This is a genomic window from Streptomyces roseoviridis (genome assembly GCF_039535235.1).
Lineage (GTDB): Bacteria > Actinomycetota > Actinomycetes > Streptomycetales > Streptomycetaceae > Streptomyces > Streptomyces roseoviridis.
The window spans coordinates 1,562,113-1,581,767 of the sequence record NZ_BAAAWU010000001.1 but is presented as its reverse complement, the minus strand read 5'-3'; the positions used below and the strand labels follow the sequence as shown (position 1 = coordinate 1,581,767).

Here is a 19,655-nt window from a genome sequence, read left to right as displayed (position 1 = left end):
ATTCACCCGTTCGGCGGTGTACCTGCTGCGACCCTCGCCACCCGGTGGTGGGCTGGGGTGACGCACGCCGCTGACCTACGAGGGGGCCGGATGAGCGACGAGTCGAAGCCCGTACCGCGCCACGCGCCGCACGACCCTGCTCGCCGTGCGCCGCACGACGCCGCCCGCCCCGGGATGCACCGTCCGCCCTGGCGGGACCACTGGGCGGCCCTGCCCTCCATGGCCCGCGCCGCCGGCCCGGCCGCCACGGCCGCGGTGGACCGCACCGCACGCCGGGTCGCCCCGAGCCCCCTGGAGCCGGGCGCCGGCCGCGACCCGTACCGCACCTACCGGGTGCTGCGCGAGGAGTTCCCGCTCACCCACGACCCGCTGCTGCGGGCCTGGGTGCTCAGCCGGTACGCGGACGTGGCGAGCGCGCTCACCGACGCCCGCTTCACCCACGGCCACCGGCCCGGCGACCCGCCGTGCGCCGAAACCCACACCGACGTCGACGAGGCCGAGCTGCGGGAGGTCGCCGAACGCACCGCGCTGGTCCTCGCCCGCCGCATCGCCGACCGGCCGCAGGCCGATCTCGTCGCCGACTTCTGTCACTGGCTGCCCGCCGGCACCGTCGCCGCCGCCGTCGGCGTTCCCTACCGGGACATGATGCGACTGGTCCGGGGCCGCGCCGCGTCCGCCCTCGCCGGGCAGTGCACGGGCCAGATCGCCGTACGGGAGAAGGCCCTGGCCGGTTTCCTCGCCGACGTCCTCACCGACCCCGACCTGGTCGCCGCGCTCCGCGACGCCCCCTCAAGCCTCGTCGCCCGCGCCTGGACCGAGTCCCTGCGGCGCGAGCCGCCCGTGCAGGTGGTCGTGCGCCGCACCCGCGGCGACGTCCGGGTCACCGGCGGCACCATCCCCGCCGGCGCCTCCGTCGCCCTCCTGATCGGCGCCGCCGGCCGCGACCCCGAACGCTTCCGCGAACCGGACCGCTACGACCTGCTGCGCGACGACTCCGGCCAGCTGACCTACGGCTCCGGATACTGCCCCGCCGTCACGCTCGCCGCCCTGGAGGCCGAGTACGCCCTGCGCGCCCTCTTCGACACCATGCCCCGCCTCCGCCTCGCGGACGGCTTCCGGCCCGAACGCACGGGCCTCATCACCCGGGCGCCCAGGAGCCTCATGGTCCGCCCGAGGGGCTGACCGACCGGCACTCCTCGGCGGGGCCGGCTCCTCGGGCGATGTTCCTCGGCGCGGCACGTTCCTCAGCGCGGCCGGCTCCGCGACGGGGCCGGCTCCGCGACGGGGCCGAGCCCCCCGGGCGGGACCGGCCTCCTCCGAGGCCCGCCGCCACCTGCCGCCGCCCGCCTCAGATGTCCTCAGATGTCCCCGTACCCCGACGCCTCGCCCCGGCCCGCGTCGCGCTCCACCTCCGGCGCGACGCCCGGACCGATGTGCTCCGCCTCCGCCGCCCAGTCGATCCGCGCCGACTCCGTGCCCGCCGGGACCGCGTGGAAGGTGGCCGACAGCCAGCTGCGCAGCGCCGAGCGGTCGACGTCGACGAGGACCGGAACTCCCGTACCGCCGAGCCGGATCCGCAGCCGGCCCTGCAGGCCGCCGCGCCGCATCGGCCACAGCTGGACGTCACCGACCCCGCACGACGTGCGGGTGCCGGCGTGCAACAGCTCACGCGAGAGGGTCCAGTCGACCGCCCCGCCGACCTGTCCGAAGCTGGCCCGGACCGCCCACGGGTCGGCCGGGTCGTAGGAGAACACCACCTCGATGGGGACCTCGAGGTCGCCGTGCACCCGGTGTCCCGTCGTACGCCACGGGGCCACCGGGGACTCCGCCGTGCGCCCCGCCCTGTCGTCGCGCCGCCGCGGCTCGGACATGTCGCTCTCCTTTCTCCGCCTGCTCTCGCCTCCTGTGCGCGTAACCGCTGCGGCCTGACCTATGCGTACACGTGAGGGGGAAATGCGGGGGACGGGGTGCGCGGCGGTCGACGAGGCGGAAAGCACGGGGGAAAGCGGGACGAAAACCGTGTGCGGCGGGAGGCCCGCGCCTGGGAGCATGCGCGCATGGTTTCCGCACTCGAACGCCTGGTCGTCGCGCACACCCTCCGGCTCCCCGCCCCGGCCGGGCCCGCCGGGGACGGGGCAGCCGCCGCACGGCAGTTCGACGTCGCCCTGATGTCCGTCGGGTTCAAGCTCTCGGCCCGGCTCCTCGCCGAGCTGTCCGGACGGTCCGAGGAGACCGTCGTCGCGACCGCGGCCCGCACCTTGGACACCGTCCGCGTCCTGGTCGGCGACCACGTCCGGCACAACGTCTACTTCGTCGACTTCCCGGCCAACGTGCCGGACACGGCCGACTTCTGGGCCGAGTGCGTCGCCCAGGCCCTGTCCGCCGACGACACGACCCGCGCCCGGACCCTCGCGCAACTGCGCGCCGGGCGCGTGAACCTGCTGACCCTGCCCGCGTACGGCCGCTACCGGCACAGCTACGAGGAGATGGCCGCCGCCCACGACGAGCTGATCGCCTCGGCGGCCGACCGCGTCACCGTGCTGCACCCCGGTGCGTCCCTGGACGAGGAGGTCACCGCCCTCTACCTGGCCCTCGCCGGCAGCGTCACCCCGCTCGGCCCGGAGCACCTGGCCGACCTGGCCGTGCTCGCCGAGCACCGCGCGGACGGTCCCCGCCCCGGGGCGATCCCGGTCCGCGAGAGCCGCGCCGTCGTCAACCGGGCCCTGCTCCGCGCGGGTCGGGACCTCTTCCTGGACACCGTCACCGACGTCCTGCGCCTCGCGTGCGCCCTGTCGGACGGCGACGTCACGCTGCGGGAGCGCACCCGCTTCCGCGCGCCGTCCCGGCCCCACCGCCGTGCCCTCCTCGCCGGACTCGACGCGGTCGTCGCCGCGAACCCGGCCAAGCTCGCCGACGTCGCCGCCCACCGCGAGGCGTGGAAGCGGCTCGGGGAGCGGCTGCACCCGCACGAGTACCCGCAGTGGCCGCACGCCGCCGAGGTGTTCGCGGTCGCCCGCGGTGAGCGGAGGGTGCCGACGCTCGCCGGACGCGTCGAGGACGTGCTCGGCCGGGACGGGGCCGCGGGGGCGGCCGGACTCCTCGCCGACGCGGCCCCCGGCATGCTGTTCCGCTCGCTGGACCGCCTCCTGCGCAGCGCCGCCGACGACAAGGAGCGCGACGGCGTCCTCGCCGCCGCCGAGCGGGCCGCGCCGCGCGTGTCCGGCCGGCTGGTCCTCTCGCTGCGCGAGCACGTCCAGAACCGTACGGGGCGGGGCGCGCCGCGCCGCGTGTTCGTGAACCGGACGGGCGGCGCGTGGGTCACCGACGACACCCGCGACCCCCTTCCGCCCGCCGTCGCGGACCGGCTGACGGCGCTGCTGGACGCCGAGACCCTGCGCCGCCTGGACGTCCCCGAACGGCTGCTCGTCGACCCCGCCGTCCTCGACGTGGCCCTGCCCCTGAGCGGCCGGGCGAGCGCGGCCGGCCTCGGCGTCCTGCCGCGCGGCTCGGTCTCGCCGGTCGAGGGCGACCTGCTGCGGTTCTTCACGTACTGGAAGCAGGCCGTGCAGAGCACCGACCACGACCTCTCCGCGCTCGTGCTGGACGAGGACTACGACGCCGTCACCTGGCTCTCGTACACCTCCCTCGCGACCGTCGAGGGCGTCCACTCCGGTGACGTCACGGACGCGCGCGACGGCGCCTCGGAGTTCATCGACCTGCGTCTCGGGGCCGTGCGCGGCTCCTTCATCGTCCCGCAGGTGCACGTCTACAGCGGCGAGCGCTTCGACCGGGTCCAGGAGTCCTTCTTCGGCTTCATGCTGCGCGACGCCGGCCAGGAGGGCCGGCCCTTCGAGCCGCGCACCGTCCGCATGAAGTCCGATCTGCGCGGGCCCGGCCGGATCGCGCTGCCGCTCGCCTTCCGGCGGGACGAGGACGGTCGCTGGCAGGCCCGCTGGCTGCACCTCTACCTCAAGGGCGAGCCGGCGGAGAACCGCGTCGAAGGGCACCTGGTGACCTTCGGGGTGCTGGTCCGCGCGCTCGTCGAGCGGACCCCGCTGACGGTCCGGCACCTCACGGAACTGATGGCCGCGGCGGGGACCCCGGTCACGCCGTGGGAGGGAGGGACCCCGCCCGGGGAGCCGGTCACCTTCATCGGTCTGGAGCGCCCCGACGGACTGGCCCCCGGCTCGCGCGTGATCACCCCCGAAAATCTGCGCGACCTGATACCGGCCTGAGTGTTACGGTCCTGGAGGGGCGAGGCCATGAAGGGGCTTCCTTCTACGAAACCAATCGTCCGCAGTCCCTTCGCTCTCCTCGCCCCCTCAGCCCCTGCTCAGTCCCCCCCTCACGCCCGTACGAGCAGCGCCACCGGCCGCTCCTCGAACAGCTCCGCGAGCTTCACGGGCGTGTCGGGGCCGCCGGTGAACTCCCGGATCCCGTCCAGGAGATCGGTCCAGCGGCCCTCCGGAAGCCGCAGCGCGGTGTCCTGCCAGCCGCCCGCCTCCGCCAGCCGCAGCGACAGCCTCGTCACGGCGGTCAGCACCCGCTCCGCGCGCGTGAAGGCCAGGCAGTGCGGGGCCGCCGGACCGGTCGCGGCCAGCGGGGCGTAGCCGCTCCCGGGACCGAAGAGCTCCGGGTAGGCGTGGCGCAGCCGCAGGGCCGCCCGCACCACGGCCGTCTTGTCGTCGTCGGGCCCGACCGCGAACGGCGTCCGGTTGTCCGGGTCGACGAGCGCGCGGTACTCCCGCTCGGTGTTCTGGTACAGCTCCGGCACGCCCGGCATCGTCAGCTGGACGAGGGCCGCGCCCAGGACGTGGGAGCGGATGTGGGGCTCCAGGGCGAACGCGGCCTCCGACGCCTGCCGCAGCGGGATGCGGCCGGGCCCCGCCGCCACGAACTCGGCCACGGCCCGCTCGTAACCGGCGTCCTGCTCGGTCCAGCTGGTGTGCAGCCCCGCCTCCCGTACGGACTTGAGGATCGCGGGCCCGAGCCGCGCCGCGTCCGGGGTGCCGAGACCGAACGCGGTCTGCCACGCCGTCCACGCCAGATGCGGATCGGGCGCGGGCACCCCGGCGACCTCCTCCAGCAGCTCCGCCCAGCGCTGCGGGCACTGGGACAGGACCGCGATCCCGGCCCGTACGTCGCCGCTCCGCTTGGTGTCGTGGGTGGTCAGCACCGTGCCGGTGCCGGGCCAGTCGCGGGCGATCCGGGCGCAGAAGGCGTGGAACTCGTCGGGCGCCACGGCCGGCCGGCCCGGGTCGCCGCCCACCTCGTTCGCCGACAGCAGCGGCGTGTACCGGTAGAAGGCGGTGTCCTCCACGGACTTGGCCCGCAGCGCCGACGAGGTCTGCGCGAAGCGGGCCCGGAAGGCCCGGTGCTGCGGCCCGTCGCCGCGCAGGCCGAGGGCGAGGTCCCGGACCACGTCCACCGCCGCCGCCTCCTCCGGCACCGCGAACGCGGCCTTCGCGCCCCGCGCCGCCTCCGGTGTGAGCACCCGCTCCCCGCCGGTGCGGTACGGGCGGTAGACCGGGACGCGGACGAGGAGTTCGCGCACCGCCGTGTGCAGCGCCCAGGGCGCGTGGTCGCGCAGGGCCGGGTCGGCGGCGCAGATCCGCTCCGCGATGCGGGTCAGCGCGGCGGTCTCGGCGGCCAGTTCGTGGGTCACCACCTTGTACGCGGCGCGCCGGGCGGTCGCCTCCCAGTAGCCGCCCCGGTCCCCGGCGCGGCCGGCGAACTCGCGGTAGACGTCGGCGAGCTCGTCGGCTCCCACCGGGTCGGTGAACAGGCCGTCCACGTACCGCAGGGCGTCGTAGCCGGTGGTGCCGTCCACGGGCCAGGACGGCGGCAGCGGCTCGGTGCCGGTGAGGATCTTCTCCACCACCGTCCAGCACCGCCCGCCGGTCGCCTCGGCGAGCCGCTCCAGATAGCCCTCCGGGTCGGCGAGGCCGTCCGGATGGTCGATCCGCAGCCCCTCGACGACCCCGTCCCGCACCAGCTCCAGGATCTTCCCGTGGGTGGCCTCGAAGACCTCCGGGTCCTCGACCCGCACCCCGATGAGGTCGGAGATGGTGAAGAAGCGGCGGTAGTTGAGCTCGGTGCGGGCGAGCCGCCACCACGCGAGCCGGTACCACTGGGCGTCGAGCAGCTCCTCCAGCGGGAGCCGCTCGGTGCCCTCCCGCAGCGGGAACTCCTGTCCGTCCAGGCTGAGCCCCCGGTCCGTGACCCGCATCCGCTCCCGCACCTCGGAGAGCCGGCCGGGCAGCACCGGCAGCAGCATGCGCCCGCCGCCCGCCGCCCAGTCGATGTCGAACCAGCGGGCGTACGGCGAGTCGGGACCCTCGCGCAGCACCTCGCGCAGGGCGTGGTTGTGCCGTGGCGAGGCCGCCATGTGGTTGGGCACCAGGTCGACCACCAGGCCGAGGCCGTGGGCCCGGGCGGTGGCGGCGAGTGCCCGCAGGCCCGCCTCGCCGCCCAGTTCGGCCCGCACACTGCGGTGGTCGGTCACGTCGTAGCCGTGCGTGGAGCCGGGGACCGCCTCCAGGACCGGCGACAGGTGGAGGTGCGAGACCCCCAGCGCGGCGAGGTGGGGCACGGCCCGCTCGGCCGCGGCGAACGGGAACTCCGGCTGCATCTGGAGCCGGTAGGTGGCGGTGGGCAGCGTCCGCTCAGAGGAGGGGCCCGGCGAAGAGGACGTCATGCGAACGTACGTACCCCGCGCGGAGGCTTCCGTGTCATCGCCCCATGCATCCGTTCGTGTGCATCGCGTTACGTTCGCGTGATGCTCCGGATGTATCGCGACACCCTCTCGCTGCTCGGCCCGGTCCTGCCCGCGGTGTCCTTCCTCGGCCGGCTGCCGACCGCCATGTGCCAGCTCGGCAGCCTCCTGCTGGTCGCCGAGACCAGCGGCTCGCTCACCACCGCGGGCCTCGCGGGCGGGGCGCTCGCCGCCGGCCAGACCGTCGCCGGACCGCTCGTCGGACGGCTCGCGGACCGGCGCGGCCAGCGGCCGGTGGTCCTCGCCGCGTCACTCGCCAACGCCGTCGCCGTCACCGCCCTGGTGCTCGCCGCCCTCGGCCAGGCGGCGACCGGCCTGCTCGTGCTGCTCGGCGCCCTCGCCGGGGCCACCGTCCCGCAGGTCGGCCCGCTCGCCCGGACCCGCTCGGTCCGCCTGGCCCGCGCGGCCGGCGCCGACGACCGCGCCGTGGCCACCGTGCTGTCCTTCGAGGGCACCCTCGACGAGGTCTCCTTCGTCCTCGGCCCGCCCTCGTCGGTCTCGCCGCCGCCGTCGCCCACCCCGCGGCGGCGCTGCTGACCGCCGCCGTGCTCCTCGCGGGCTGCGGCACCGCGTTCGCCCTCCACCCCACCGCCCGGGCGTCGGCGACGGACCCCGGGGCCGTCTCGAAGGCCACCCGAACGAGTGCCGCCGAACGGAGCAGGCTGCCCGCCGCCACGTACGCCCTGCGGGCCACGATGGTCCTCCAGGGCGCGATGTTCGGCGCCTCGCAGGCCGGGATCACCGCCCTCACCGAGCGCCTCGGCACGCCCGGCCAGGCCGGCCTCGTCTACGCCGCCATGGGCGTGACCAGTGCCCTCGCCGGGTTCGCGACGGCCGCCGTGCCCGCCCGGATCGGCCTGACCGCCCGCTGGCGTGCCTCGACCGCCGCGCTCGTGGTGCTCGCCGCGCCCCTGGTCCTCGTCGACGGCCTCGGCGGGCTGTACGCGGGCGTGGTGGTCCTCGGCGTCGCCTACGCCCCGCACCTCATCACCGTCTTCGGCCTCACCGAGCGGACCGTGCCGCCCGCCCGGCTCGCCGAGTCCATGGCGTTCCTCACCAGCGGCATCGTCGGCGGACAGGCCCTCGCGCTCGCCGTGTCGGCCCGGCTCGCCGACACGCACGGCGCCCCGGCCGCCTTCACGGTGGCGGCCGGGGCGGCCGTGGCGTGCGCCGTGCTGTCCTGGACCGTGCGGGTCCCGGCGGCCCGGGGTCAGGAGGTCAGGCCGGCCGTCTCAGCACCGTCAGCGTGAGCGGCGGGAGCGTCACCCGCTCGCCGGCCGTCACCCGCGGGCCGTCCTCCGGCGGCATGCCCTCCGGGTGGGAGGTGTCCACCACGACCCTCCAGCACTCGCCGTGGCTGTCCGGCACCTCGAACTCCAGCTCCTGCGACGAGGCGTTGAACATCAGCAGGAAGGAGTCGTCCGCGATCCGCTCGCCCTGCGGGCCGGGCTCGGAGATCGCGTTGCCGTTGAGGAAGACCGTCAGCGCCTTGGCGTGCGCGGCCTGCCAGTCCCGTGCCGTCATCTCCTCGCCCTGCGGCGTGAACCAGGCGATGTCGGTCAGCTCGTCGTGGGTGCCCTCCACCGGCCGCCCGTGGAAGAAGCGGCGCCGCCGGAAGACCGGGTGCTCACGGCGCAGCCGCACCATGGCCCGGGTGAACCGCAGCAGCGTGGCCTCCGGTTCGCTGCCCGCCTTCGGCCAGTGCACCCACGCGATCTCGCTGTCCTGGCAGTAGGCGTTGTTGTTGCCGCCCTGGGTGCGCCCGAACTCGTCGCCGTGGCTGAGCATGGGCACCCCCTGCGACAGCATCAGCGTGGCCAGGAAGTTGCGCATCTGGCGGGCCCTCAGCTCACGGATCCCGATGTCGTCCGTGTCGCCCTCGGCGCCGCAGTTCCAGGACCGGTTGTGGCTCTCGCCGTCCCGGTTGCCCTCCCCGTTGGCCTCGTTGTGCTTCTCGTTGTACGACACGAGGTCCCGCAGCGTGAAGCCGTCGTGGCAGGTCACGAAGTTCACCGAGGCCAGCGGCCGCCGCCCGTCGTCCTGGTAGAGGTCGGAGGAGCCGGTCAGGCGCGAGGCGAACTCGGCGAGCGTCCGCGGCTCGCCGCGCCACAGGTCCCGCACGCAGTCCCGGTACTTGCCGTTCCACTCGGCCCACTGCGGCGGGAAGTTGCCCACCTGGTAGCCGCCCTCTCCCAGGTCCCACGGCTCGGCGATCAGCTTGACCTGGCTGACCACCGGGTCCTGCTGGACCAGGTCGAAGAACGACGACAGCCGGTCCACCTCGTGGAACTGGCGCGCCAGGGTGGCCGCCAGGTCGAAGCGGAAGCCGTCCACGTGCATCTCGGTCACCCAGTACCGCAGGCTGTCCATGATCATCTGGAGCACGTGCGGGGACCGCATGAGCAGCGAGTTCCCGGTGCCGGTGGTGTCCATGTAGTAGCGCGGGTCGTCGGTCAGCCGGTAGTACGAGGGGTTGTCCAGGCCCCGGAAGGAGAGCGTCGGCCCCAGGTGGTTGCCCTCGGCGGTGTGGTTGTAGACCACGTCGAGGATCACCTCGATGCCCGCCCGGTGCAGCGCCCGCACCGCCGACTTGAACTCCAGGACCTGCTGGCCCCGGTCGCCCCAGGAGGCGTAGGCGTTGTGCGGGGCGAAGAAGCCGATCGTGTTGTAGCCCCAGTAGTTCGCGAGCCCCGCGTCCGCCAGCCGGTGGTCGTTCACGAACTGGTGCACCGGCATCAGCTCGAGCGCGGTGACTCCCAGTTCCTTCAGATGGCCGATCACCGCCGGGTGCGCGAGCCCCGCGTAGGTGCCGCGCAGCTCCTCCGGGAGGTCCGGGTGGAGCATCGTCAGGCCCTTCACATGGGCCTCGTAGATCACCGTGTGGTGGTACTCGGTGCGCGGGCGCCGGTCGTCGCCCCAGTCGAAGTACGGGTTGACCACCACCGAGGACATCGTGTGCGGCGCCGAGTCCAGGTCGTTGCGCGAGTCCGGCCGCCCGAAGTGGTAGCCGTACACCGCCTCGCCCCAGTCCACCGTGCCCGACACCGCGCGCGCGTACGGGTCGAGCAGCAGCTTCGCCGCGTTGCAGCGCAGCCCGCGCTCCGGCGCGTACGGCCCGTGGACCCGGAAGCCGTAGCGCTGGCCGGGCATCACGCCCGGCAGATAGGCGTGCCGCACGAAGGCGTCGGTCTCGCGCAGCTCCACCGCCGTCTCCGAACCGTCGTCATGGAGCAGACACAGCTCGATCCTGTCGGCGGCCTCCGAGAAGACCGCGAAGTTGGTACCGGCGCCGTCGTAGGTGGCGCCCAAGGGGTACGCCTGTCCCGGCCAGACCTGCATAGACGAAACTCTTCCATTTCCGATCCGCGGACAAGGGTCCTGCTTCGGCCAGATCCTGCCCGAAACAGGAGCAACCTCCTAGGACTTCGACCCGTCCTACCGGGTGACCATCGCTCCATAGGGGGAAAACGTGAACATATGGGGGGAAGTGTGTTGAAAACAGTGCGCCGTCACCTGGGGAAGGTGGTGGCGGGCGCCGCCATGGCCGTCACCGGGACGGCCGTCGCCGTCGCGGTCACCCTGCCGGGCAGCGCCGGCGCCGACGAGGCCCCCGGCGCGCCGCCCGGCGGCACCGGACAGGCCGCGTCCGGCACGCCGGGGAGCGACCCCTCGGCCGACGGCCGGCCGCCCGGCCCCGCCACCCTGGCCTCCGCGCCGCCCGAGGGGAAGAAGGGCATCGGCACCGACCCGCTCACCGACGACGAGCTGAAGCGGGCCGAGGCCCTGGCGCTGACCCCGCCCGCCGCCTCGGCCCAGAGGAACGCCGAGGGCGGCCGGGGCCCGCAGCACCTGGCCACCGAGCTGGCCGACCCCCGGCCCGGCGAGCAGGCCGGCGCCCCGCGCCGCGCGCAGGTCCGCTTCTACGACTACACGAGCGACACCCTGCTGACCCGCACCGTCAACCTCGACACCGGCAAGGTCGAGGAGAGCGGCGCCCAGCGCGGGGTGCAGCCCTCCGCCCATCCCGAGGAACTGCGCGCCGCGCTGCGGCTGATCCTGGACAGCCCGCTGGGCAAGGGCGTCAAGGAGGACTACAAGGACGCCACCGGTAAGGACCTCACCTCCACCGACCAGCTCTGGTTCAACGGCGACGTCTACCGCACCTACCGCGAGAAGGACGTCCCCGCGAGCCTCGCGAAGTGCGGCGAGCACCGGTGCGTCCGCCTCGTCACCAAGGTCCTGAACGGCTCCTGGATCGACACCCGCAACCTGATCGTCGACCTCAGCGCCCAGACCGTCACCCGCGTCGGCTGACCACCGCCGCGGCCCGCTCCGCACGCCCGTACCGAGGGAGTACACGACCCATGTCCTCTTCGCGACTTCGGCATGCCCGCACACCGGGCACCGTCCTCGCCGCCGGCGCCCTGCTCGGCACCGTCGCCCTGACCGGCGCCTCGCCCGTGAGCGCCGCCGCCCCGGCCGCCCCCGCCCCGCCGCCGGCCGACTGCTCCGCCGCGTACCGCATCGAGCAGAAGCTCGACGGCGGCACCGTCTGGCGCATGTGCTGGCGCTACTCCACCGACTCCGGGCTCATCCTGGACAAGGTGACCTACCAGCCGCCCGGCGAGCGCGCCCCCATCCGGGTCCTGAACAGCGCCAAGCTCGCCCAGATCCACGTCCCGTACGACGACGGGAACGCCGAGTACGACGACCTCACCGGCGCCGGATTCGGCTGGGGCCTGCAGGGCCTGAAGCCCGGCGAGTGCCCCGGCGGCACGATCACCTCCGTCAAGGTGCCCGAGGTGGGCAAGGTCAACGGCCTGTGCACCACCACCCGGGCCCGCGGCCACGCCTACCGCATGGCCGCCGACGAGGGCGGCAAGGTGTGGGCCGCCCAGGGCAAGGACCTGCTCGTCTACACCGTCAACAAGGTCGGCTGGTACGAGTACATCACCGAGTGGCGGTTCTCCTCCGACGGCACCATCGGCGCCAACGTCGGCGCCACCGGCAGCCTCTCGCCGGTGGACTACAACGCCACCGACGGCCGCGGCTGGCCCATCGGCAAGGGCGCCCGCGACTACGCCACCAGCCACGCCCACAACGTCTTCTGGAAGCTGGACTTCGGGCTGGACGGCAGCTCCAAGGGCCGGATCGAGCAGTACGACTCCAAGGTCACCCCGCCCGCCCGGGGCGGCAGCCCGACCGTGAAGACCACCCGCACCACCGTCACCAAGGAGCTCGCCGGTGACGCGAAGAACATGCGCTGGTGGCGGGTGGTGAGCGAGACCGGCAAGAACAAGGACGGCCACCCGCGCTCGTACGAGATCGTGCCCGGCCACACCAACACCTACGGCGGGCGCCCCTACACCCGGCACGACGTCTACTTCACCCAGGCGCGGGCCTGTGAGCAGTTCGCCAGCAACAACATCCTGAACTGCGGTCAGGGCGCCCCGGACAGCGTGGACAAGTGGGTCAACGGGGAGACGCTGAAGAATCCGGCGGTCTGGGTCAACATCGGGTTCCACCACGTCGCCCGGGACGAGGACCAGCAGCCGATGCCGGTCCACTGGCAGGGATTCCAGCTGGCGCCCCGGGACGTAACCGCTATGAATCCGCTCACTCCGGCCGATCTCGCCGGCCAGAACGGAGCTCCGCGCCAGGGCAGTTGAGCAACGGGCCGGTCGATCCTGCTGCGTCGCCTCCCGCTCCCGGAGTACCCTTCCTTGATCGTTGTCGATCATTGTCAGATGGTGGTCCAGTCGGCCGGAACGGGTGTCCGGGAGCAGAAGGCGGTGCGTGGGTGAGCTCGGGAGGTCTGGAGCTGCCCCCAGGTGAGGCGGGTCACGACGGCGGACCGGCCGAGCCCGCGGAGGCGCCGCCCGGCGCGGTGTCCGTCGCCCGGCCGGTGGAGATCGGGGCCGAGCTCGACTGGGGTCCGGAGGCGTGGAGCGAGGTGCGCACCCGCGCCCAGCGGGCCGGCCGCGCCTACATCTGGCTGAATCTCGTCGAGCAGCGGCTGCGGGCCGTCGTCGCGGCGGTGCTGCGGCCGGTGTACGAGCCGGTGCACGGCGAGGAGTGGGTGGTGGCCGCCGCCGGGCCGGCCGGGCAGGAGTGGGTGCAGCGGGCGGTGGCCGTCCGCGAGGTCTCCCGGCGCAAGGGCTACCTGCTGGACCCGGCCGACGACAACGTGCTCAGCTTCCTCACCCTCCCGCAGCTGCGGGAGCTGATGGTGCAGCACTGGCCCTGCTTCGAGCCCTACTTCGACGACCGGCGCGAGGTCGAACTCGCCCTGGACGAGCTGGAGGTGACGCGCAACGTCGTCTCCCGCAACCGGGCCCTGTCGCTGACCGTCCTCGCCCAGTCCGAGCGGGCCTCCGCCCGGCTCCTGGAGATCCTCGGGAGCGGGGCGGGGGTGCCGTCGGCCGACCGGCTGCCGGTCGACGCCGTCGAGGACCTGGTGGGCGACCGCTACGCGGACGTGGTGTCCGTCCACCCCGACCGGGTCAGGCTCCAGCGGCAGCTGCCGGCCGAGGACCTGTTCGGCGGGGCCCGGCGGCTCGACGCGACGGGCATAGGTCTCAATCTGCTCGTGCAGAACTTCTCCGGGCGGCGCATGGTCCGCCTCGCCGAGTCCGGCTGCCGCATACGGCTGCTCTTCCTCAACCCGGCCAGCAGCGCGGTCAAGCGGCGCGAGCGGGAACTCGGCCTGAAGAAGGGCGAGCTCAGCCGCTCGGTCGAGATGAACATCCTGCACATGCGCCGGGTCCGCTCGAAGCTGCGCGATCCGGGCGCCTTCCAGATCCACGTCTTCGACGAGACCCCGCGCTTCACCGCCTATCTCGTCGACGGCGACGGCCCCGACGGCGTCGCGGTCGTCCAGTCCTACCTCCGCAAGGCGCGCGGCATGGAGGCGCCGGTCCTGGTGCTGCGGGGCGGCGGGCGGAACGTGGTGCGCTCGGGGCAGCACGACCGCGACGGAGACAACGGACTTTTCGCGACATACCGGGAGGAGTTCGAGTCGGTGTGGCTCGACTCCCGCCCCGTCTCCTGACCTCCGCGACCCGGGCGCCGACCGGATTGTCAGTGGCGCGTGCGAGGGTGTGCATCACCACGGGGGGAGATCAGTGAAGGAGGACCCGATGGCTTGGTACGGGGAAGAGCTGGCCGGCTTCGACCTGGAGACGACCGGTACGGACCCGCTGGAGGCCCGCATCGTGACGGCCTCGATCGTCGGAGTCCACCAAGGACGGGTGGTGCGGCAGCACGACTGGCTCGCCGACCCGGGCATCCGCATCCCGGCACAGGCGTCCGCGATCCACGGCATCAGCAGCGAGCGGGCCGCGGCCGAAGGCCGCCCGGTGCGCGAGGTGGCCGACGAGATCGCCACCACGCTCGCCCGGTACTGGGAGGACGGCGTCCCGGTCGTGGCGTACAACGCCTCCTTCGACCTGACCCTGCTCTCGGCCGAACTGCACCGCCACGCACTGCCCTCGCTGAGCGAGCGGCTCGGCGGCGTGCCGATAGGCCCGGTCCTCGACCCGTACACCATCGACCGCGCCGTCGACCGCTACCGGCGCGGCAAGCGCACCCTGGAAGCGGTCTGCGCCGAGTACGGGGTGGTGCTGGACCGGGCCCACCAGGCCGCGGCCGACGCCCTCGCCGCGGTCCGGGTGGCCGTCGCGATAGCCGAGCGGCACGCCTCCGTCGCCGCCCTCGACCCGGCCGAGCTGCACGAGCGGCAGATCGGCTGGTACCGGGAGTGGGCCGAGGACTTCCAGTCCTTCCTGCGCCGCAAGGGCGAGCCGGACGCGGTCGTCGACCCGGTCTGGCCGGTGCGCGGAGCCCTGCCGGTCCACGCACCGTGACCGGCTAGCCGTTCTCCTTCAGGAACGACAGCAGCAGTTCGTTGACCTTCTCCGGCTGGTCCAGCTGGAGCCAGTGCCCGGCGTCCTCGACGCGCTCGTAGCGCCACGGGCCGCTCACGTGGGCCGCGGTGCCGGTCATCTGGCGTTCCGTGAGGAACCGGTCGCCGGTGGACCAGACGCCCATGACGGGGACGGCGAGCGGGGGCACCGCCGCCGGTGGTTCGGCCAGCTGGGCCTCGATCGGCAGCCCCGCCCGGTAGATGTTCAGAGCGGCGGTGAGCGCGCCCGGCGCGCGCAGCGGCTCCAGGACCCCGTCCGCGTCCGCGTGGTCGGCGAGCATGGTGCGCAGGTTCGCGAAGTCGTCCCGGGACAGCCACTCCTCGGCGAGCCCCTCGTGCTGGAACATCGTCACGTGCCACAGTCGCTGGCGCTGCTCCCAGCCGCCCGCGCCGAAGATCGCCGCGAGGCTGCCCACCGACATCACCGTCAGGCTCGCCACCCGGTCCGGCACGGCCTGGGCGATGCCCTGCGCGATCCCCGAGCCCCAGTCGTGGCCGACCACATGGAAGCGGTCCACGTCGAGTCGGGCGAGCAGCTCCATGACGTCGCCGACGTGCTGGGCCGGGTGGTACGCCTCGAGCCCGCCCTCCGGACGGTCCGAGCCGCCGAAGCCGCGCAGGGTCGGAGCGACCGTCCGGTACCCGGCGTCGTTCAGCGCCGGGATCTGGTGCCGCCACAGGTGGTGGGAGTCCGGGAAGCCGTGCAGCAGCAGCACGACGGGCCCCTCACCGCTCACCTCGACGTCCAGCGCGACGCCGGACAACTCCATCCGCATGACAACACCCCGTTCCGGAAGGTCCGTTCCTCGAGGGATCATGATGTCAGGTCCCCGCGAGATCAGAAGGGGTACCAGCGCACCTCGGGGTCGCCGTCCCGCAGCGAGGCCACCCGCCGCTCGAACTCGGCGAGCGCCTTCGGGTTCGTCGGCGCGTGCTGGGCCACCCAGGCGCAGCTCGCGGTCTCCCGGGCCCCGCGCAGCACCGCGCAGCCCTCCCATTCGCGCACGTCCCAGCCGTAGGCGGCGGTGAAGGCGTCGTAGGCGGCCGGGTCGAGGCCGTAGCGGTCCCGGGACAGGGCGAGGACCACCAGGTCGTGCTCGCGCAGGTCGCAGGAGAAGGTCTCCAGATCCACCAGGACCGGTCCGTCGGGGCCCACGTGGACGTTGCGGGGGAGCGCGTCCCCGTGGATCGGACCCGGCGGCAGATGAGGGACGAGCCGCGCCGCGGCCGGGGCGAAGGAGTCGCGCCGCTCGCGCAGGAAAGCCGCGTCGGCCGGGTCGATCGCGTCGCCCGCGAGCCGCAGCCAGCGCTCGACGCCGCCGAGCAGCTCACGGCGCGGCAGGGCGAGACCGGCCGGTTCGGGCAGGGCGTGCACGGCGCGCAGCAGCGGGGCGAGGTCCCGGGGCTCGGCGGGACGTACGGCCTCGGGCAGCCGGTGCCAGAGGGTCACCGGATGTCCCCCGGCCGTCCGCGGCACGGGCTCCGCGGCCCGTACGGCGGGGATGCCGGCCTTCTCCAGCCAGCCGGCCAGGGCGATCTCCCGCTCGGCGCGCGGCAGCAGCTCGGCGTCCCGGCCGACCTTGACCACCAGGTCGCCGAGGGCGAACACCGCGTTCTCGCCCAGTGCGAGCAGCGCCGCGTCGGCCGCCCGCAGTCCCGCTTCGGCCAGGATCTCCCGGGCCCGGGCCTCGTCCATCGTTCTCTCCTCAGTCTCCGGCGACAGCCGGCGCGATTGCGCCAAAGTCTCGCATCCGCGCAGGTCGCCTTGACGAACCGACGGCACGTCAGGACGATGACCGAGTCCCAGGCAAGGTCGCGAACCGGGCACAGGGGGTCGATCGGTGAGTGTGACGACCGCGCCGAAGCGGTCCGCGGAGCGCCGCACCGGCCCCGGCCGGGTCCGGTCCCGGAGCCCCGTCCACGACCACGGCGCCTGGTTCCTCGTCCTGCCCGCGCTGCTGCCCATCCTGCTGCTGAGCGTCGGCCCGCTCCTCTACGGCATCGCGCTCGCCTTCACCGACGCGCAGTCCGGCCGCACCCAGGCCACCCGCTGGGTCGGCACCCTCAACTTCCAGGACCTGCTCCACGACACCCTCTTCTGGGACTCCTTCCGCATCGGCCTGCTGTGGGCGGTCGGCGTCACCGTCCCGCAGTTCCTGCTCTCCCTCGGCCTCGCGCTGCTGCTCAACCAACGGCTGCGGCTGCGCTGGCTCGCGCGGGCGCTCGCGATCGTCCCCTGGGCGATGCCCGAGGTCGTCGTCGGCATCATGTGGCGGCTGGTCTACAACCCGGACGCCGGCATCCTCAACGAGACCCTGCGCGACCTCGGCCTCGGCGACGGACGGGCCTGGCTCAGCGGCCTCGGCACCGCACTGCCCGCGGTGATCCTGGTCGGCGTCTGGGCCGGCATGCCGCAGACCACGGTCGCCCTGCTCGCCGGCGTGCAGAACACCCCGCACGAGCTCCACGAGGCCGCCGCCCTCGACGGCGCCGGCGCCTGGCGCCGCTTCCGCACCGTCACCTGGCCCGCGCTCCGGCCCGTCGCCCTCGCCATCACCGCCCTCAACTTCATCTGGAACTTCAATTCCTTCGCCCTGGTGTACGTGCTGACGGCCGGCGGACCGGGCGGCCGGACCCGGCTGCCGATGCTCTTCGCCTACGAGGAGGCCTTCCGCTACGGCCAGTTCGGCTACGCCGCCGCCATGGGCTGCGTGCTGGTCGCCGTCGTCTCCGTACTCCTCGCCCTGTATCTCGTCGGACGGCTCAAGGGAGATCAGGACCGGTGAGCGCCTTCCGTACCAGCGGGCCCGCCCGCGCCGGCCAGTACGCGGCCCTCCTCGCGTACCTGGTCTTCCTCGCCTTCCCGTTCCTGTGGCTGGTCTCCACCGCCTTCAAGCCAGCCGCCGAACTGGGCTCCCTGCACCCCACCTGGATCCCGAAGGACCCCACGCTGGAGAACTTCCGGCAGGCCTTCGACGAACAGCCGCTGCTCAGGGCGGCCGGGAACAGCCTGTTCGCCGCGCTCACCGCCGCCCTCGTCGCGGTCGCCGTCGCCACGCCGATGGCCTATGTCCTCGCCCGGCGCCGCTCCCGGCTCACCGCCGCCGCGACCGGCTGGGTGGTGGTCAGCCAGGCGTTCCCCTTCGTCCTCCTCATCATCCCGCTCTTCCTGATCCTCAAGAACCTCCATCTGATCAACACCCTCGGCGGGCTCGTGGCGGTGTACGTCGTGTGGTCGCTGCCCTTCGCCCTGTGGATGCTCACCGGCTACGTACGGGCCGTGCCCGCCGAACTGGAGGAGGCGGCGGCCGTCGACGGCGCCGGACGGCTGCGCATCCTCGTCTCCGTCACGGGCCCGCTGCTCGCCCCCGGCATCGTCGCCACCGCCCTCTTCGCCTTCATCACCGCGTGGAACGAGTTCTTCTTCGCGCTGGTGCTCCTCAAGACCCCCGAGAAGCAGACCCTGCCGGTGGTCCTCACCCACTTCCTCGGCGCGGAGGGCGTCGCCGACCTCGGACCGCTCGCCGCCGCGGCCTTCCTCGCCACCCTGCCCTCCCTCGTCGTCTTCGCCGTCATCCAGCGGCGGATCACCGGCGGCATGCTGGCCGGGGCGGTGAAGTGATGAGGCGCCTGACGACACTCGCGGGCGCCGTCGCCGCCGTCCTCGTCCTGCTGCTCGCCGGCTGCACCGCGGGCGGCACCGGCGGGGAGCGGGGCGCCGACGGAGTGGTCCGGCTGCGCTTCCTGTCCCTGGCCTGGCAGAAGGAGTCCGTCGACGCGAACAGGGAACTGGTCGCGGAGTGGAACGCCGCCCACCCCCGTGTTCAGGTCGACTACGTCCAGGGCAGCTGGGACTCGGTTCACGACCAGCTGCTCACCTCCTTCGAGGGCGGTGAGGCGCCCGACCTCATCCACGACGCCTCCGACGACCTCGCCGACTTCGCCTACGGCGGCTACCTCGCCGACCTGCGCCCCCTGCTGTCCGAGCGGCTGCGCGCCGACATCCCCGCCCACAGCTGGCGGACGACCACCTTCGGCGACGGGATCCACGGCGTGCCGTTCCTCCAGGAACCGCGCATGATCATGGCCAACCGGAAGATCCTCGTCGAGGCCGGTGTCCGGATCCCGACGCCCGAGAAGCCGTGGTCCTGGGAGGAGTTCCGGAGCGTCGCGCGGGACCTGACGGCCCGGATGGGCCGGGGCCGGTACGCCGTCGCCTGGCCGCTGAAGGAACCGGTCTCCGTCTCGCTCAACCTGGGCCTGTCGGCCGGCGGCCGGCTCTTCCACCGGGAGGCCGACGGCAAGGTCACCCTGCGCTTCGAGGACGGCGACGCCGTCGTGCCCGGCACCATCCGGGCGATGGTCGACACCGACCGGACCGCCTCCCGGGCCACCCTCGGCAGCGGCGGCTCCGACACCCTGCCGGGCTTCTTCGGGGGCAAGTACGCGATGGTCCCGCTGGGCTTCTCGTACCGCCAGCAGATCGTCCAGCAGGCCCCGAAGGGCTTCGACTGGATGGTGCTGCCCCCACCCGCCGGGGCGGGCGGGCTCGCGCAGGGCGTCAGCCCGCAGACCCTCTCCATCGCCGAGGAGAGCCCCCACAAGAAGGAGGCCGCGGCGTTCCTCGACTTCCTCCTCCAGCCCCAGGCCACCGTCCGGCTCGCGCTCGGCGACTGGATGCTGCCCACCTCCACGACCGCCCTCGCCGACCCCGTCCTGCACACCCCACGGTTCGGATGGGCGACGGGCGCGGCGGTCGCGCGGCAGCTGCGGCCGGCGCCCGCGCAGTCGGTGCGGGGCTATCCGGAGTGGAAGGACAAGGTCGCCACTCCCGCGTTCCAGGAGTACTACAGCGGGGCCATCGGCGACGAGGAGCTGAGGCGGCGTCTGGTGGAGGACGGCAACCGGGTGCTCGCCCGCTACCAGCGGGACTGAGGGCGCGGCCGCTCCCCGGCG

Annotated in this window: 16 protein-coding genes; 11 read left to right on the top strand and 5 right to left on the bottom strand. The window is 73.8% G+C overall.

Annotated elements, in window-relative coordinates; genetic code table 11:
• Positions 1-90: 90 nt before the first annotated feature.
• Complete coding sequence (locus ABD954_RS07165) at positions 91-1,182, top strand: cytochrome P450 (protein WP_345484943.1); 1,092 nt, start codon at positions 91-93, stop codon at positions 1,180-1,182.
• A gap of 176 nt (positions 1,183-1,358) precedes the next feature.
• On the opposite strand, the gene ABD954_RS07160 is transcribed toward ABD954_RS07165, so the two are convergent.
• On the bottom strand, positions 1,359-1,871 hold the full coding sequence (locus tag ABD954_RS07160) for an SsgA family sporulation/cell division regulator (RefSeq protein WP_345484942.1): 513 nt from the start codon (positions 1,869-1,871) through the stop codon (positions 1,359-1,361).
• Between the two features lie 186 nt (positions 1,872-2,057).
• Between ABD954_RS07160 and ABD954_RS07155 the strand changes: the two genes are divergently transcribed.
• Positions 2,058-4,235 (top strand): TerD family protein, encoded by a 2,178-nt coding sequence (locus ABD954_RS07155; protein WP_345484941.1) that lies wholly within the window; start codon positions 2,058-2,060, stop codon positions 4,233-4,235.
• Between the two features lie 110 nt (positions 4,236-4,345).
• Here ABD954_RS07155 and treY read toward each other — a convergent pair whose 3' ends face one another.
• A complete protein-coding gene (treY, locus tag ABD954_RS07150) occupies positions 4,346-6,697 on the bottom strand; it encodes a malto-oligosyltrehalose synthase (protein WP_345484940.1) in 2,352 nt (783 codons plus the stop codon).
• An 81-nt stretch (positions 6,698-6,778) separates the two neighbouring features.
• Between treY and ABD954_RS33585 the strand changes: the two genes are divergently transcribed.
• A complete protein-coding gene (locus ABD954_RS33585; protein WP_382746070.1) occupies positions 6,779-7,312 on the top strand; it encodes an MFS transporter in 534 nt (177 codons plus the stop codon).
• An 8-nt stretch (positions 7,313-7,320) separates the two neighbouring features.
• Positions 7,321-8,025, top strand: a complete 705-nt coding sequence (locus ABD954_RS33580; RefSeq protein WP_382746071.1) for an MFS transporter — start codon at positions 7,321-7,323, stop codon at positions 8,023-8,025.
• On the opposite strand, the gene glgX is transcribed toward ABD954_RS33580, so the two are convergent.
• Positions 7,994-10,114 carry a glycogen debranching protein GlgX gene (glgX, locus tag ABD954_RS07140; RefSeq protein WP_345484939.1) on the bottom strand — a complete coding sequence of 707 codons (2,121 nt, stop codon included), beginning with the start codon at positions 10,112-10,114 and terminating at the stop codon, positions 7,994-7,996. The two genes, ABD954_RS33580 and glgX, sit on opposite strands and share 32 nt — an antisense overlap.
• Before the next feature lie 201 nt (positions 10,115-10,315).
• Here glgX and ABD954_RS07135 point away from each other — a divergent pair, with 201 nt between their 5' ends.
• The 4 genes from ABD954_RS07135 (at position 10,316) to ABD954_RS07120 (ending at position 14,640) form a co-directional block, all read left to right on the top strand.
• Complete coding sequence (locus ABD954_RS07135; protein ID WP_345492009.1) at positions 10,316-11,089, top strand: Tat pathway signal sequence domain protein; 774 nt, start codon at positions 10,316-10,318, stop codon at positions 11,087-11,089.
• Positions 11,090-11,139: 50 nt separating this feature from the next.
• Positions 11,140-12,444: a copper amine oxidase gene (locus ABD954_RS07130; protein WP_345484938.1), complete on the top strand. Its 1,305-nt coding sequence runs from the start codon at positions 11,140-11,142 to the stop codon at positions 12,442-12,444.
• 131 nt (positions 12,445-12,575) lie between these two features.
• The gene (locus tag ABD954_RS07125) at positions 12,576-13,826 is read left to right on the top strand and encodes an SAV2148 family HEPN domain-containing protein (RefSeq protein WP_345484937.1); all 1,251 of its coding nucleotides are present in this window, start codon (positions 12,576-12,578) and stop codon (positions 13,824-13,826) included.
• Positions 13,827-13,914: 88 nt separating this feature from the next.
• Positions 13,915-14,640 (top strand): 3'-5' exonuclease, encoded by a 726-nt coding sequence (locus ABD954_RS07120; protein ID WP_345484936.1) that lies wholly within the window; start codon positions 13,915-13,917, stop codon positions 14,638-14,640.
• Between the two features lie 4 nt (positions 14,641-14,644).
• Here ABD954_RS07120 and ABD954_RS07115 read toward each other — a convergent pair whose 3' ends face one another.
• Together ABD954_RS07115 and ABD954_RS07110 are read right to left on the bottom strand one after the other, a co-directional pair.
• A complete protein-coding gene (locus ABD954_RS07115) occupies positions 14,645-15,475 on the bottom strand; it encodes an alpha/beta fold hydrolase (RefSeq protein WP_345484935.1) in 831 nt (276 codons plus the stop codon).
• A gap of 62 nt (positions 15,476-15,537) precedes the next feature.
• Complete coding sequence (locus ABD954_RS07110; protein WP_345484934.1) at positions 15,538-16,395, bottom strand: phosphotransferase enzyme family protein; 858 nt, start codon at positions 16,393-16,395, stop codon at positions 15,538-15,540.
• 145 nt (positions 16,396-16,540) lie between these two features.
• Here ABD954_RS07110 and ABD954_RS07105 point away from each other — a divergent pair, with 145 nt between their 5' ends.
• The 3 genes from ABD954_RS07105 to ABD954_RS07095 are packed head-to-tail and all read left to right on the top strand — an operon-like array spanning position 16,541 to position 19,634.
• Positions 16,541-17,485, top strand: coding sequence for a carbohydrate ABC transporter permease (locus ABD954_RS07105; protein ID WP_382746073.1), 945 nt, complete (start codon positions 16,541-16,543; stop codon positions 17,483-17,485).
• Entirely contained in the window at positions 17,482-18,321 is an 840-nt protein-coding gene (locus ABD954_RS07100) for a carbohydrate ABC transporter permease (protein ID WP_345484933.1), read from the top strand. The genes ABD954_RS07105 and ABD954_RS07100 overlap by 4 nt, the downstream gene beginning before the upstream one ends.
• Positions 18,321-19,634, top strand: coding sequence for an ABC transporter substrate-binding protein (locus ABD954_RS07095; protein ID WP_345484932.1), 1,314 nt, complete (start codon positions 18,321-18,323; stop codon positions 19,632-19,634). The genes ABD954_RS07100 and ABD954_RS07095 overlap by 1 nt, the downstream gene beginning before the upstream one ends.
• Positions 19,635-19,655: the final 21 nt, after the last annotated feature.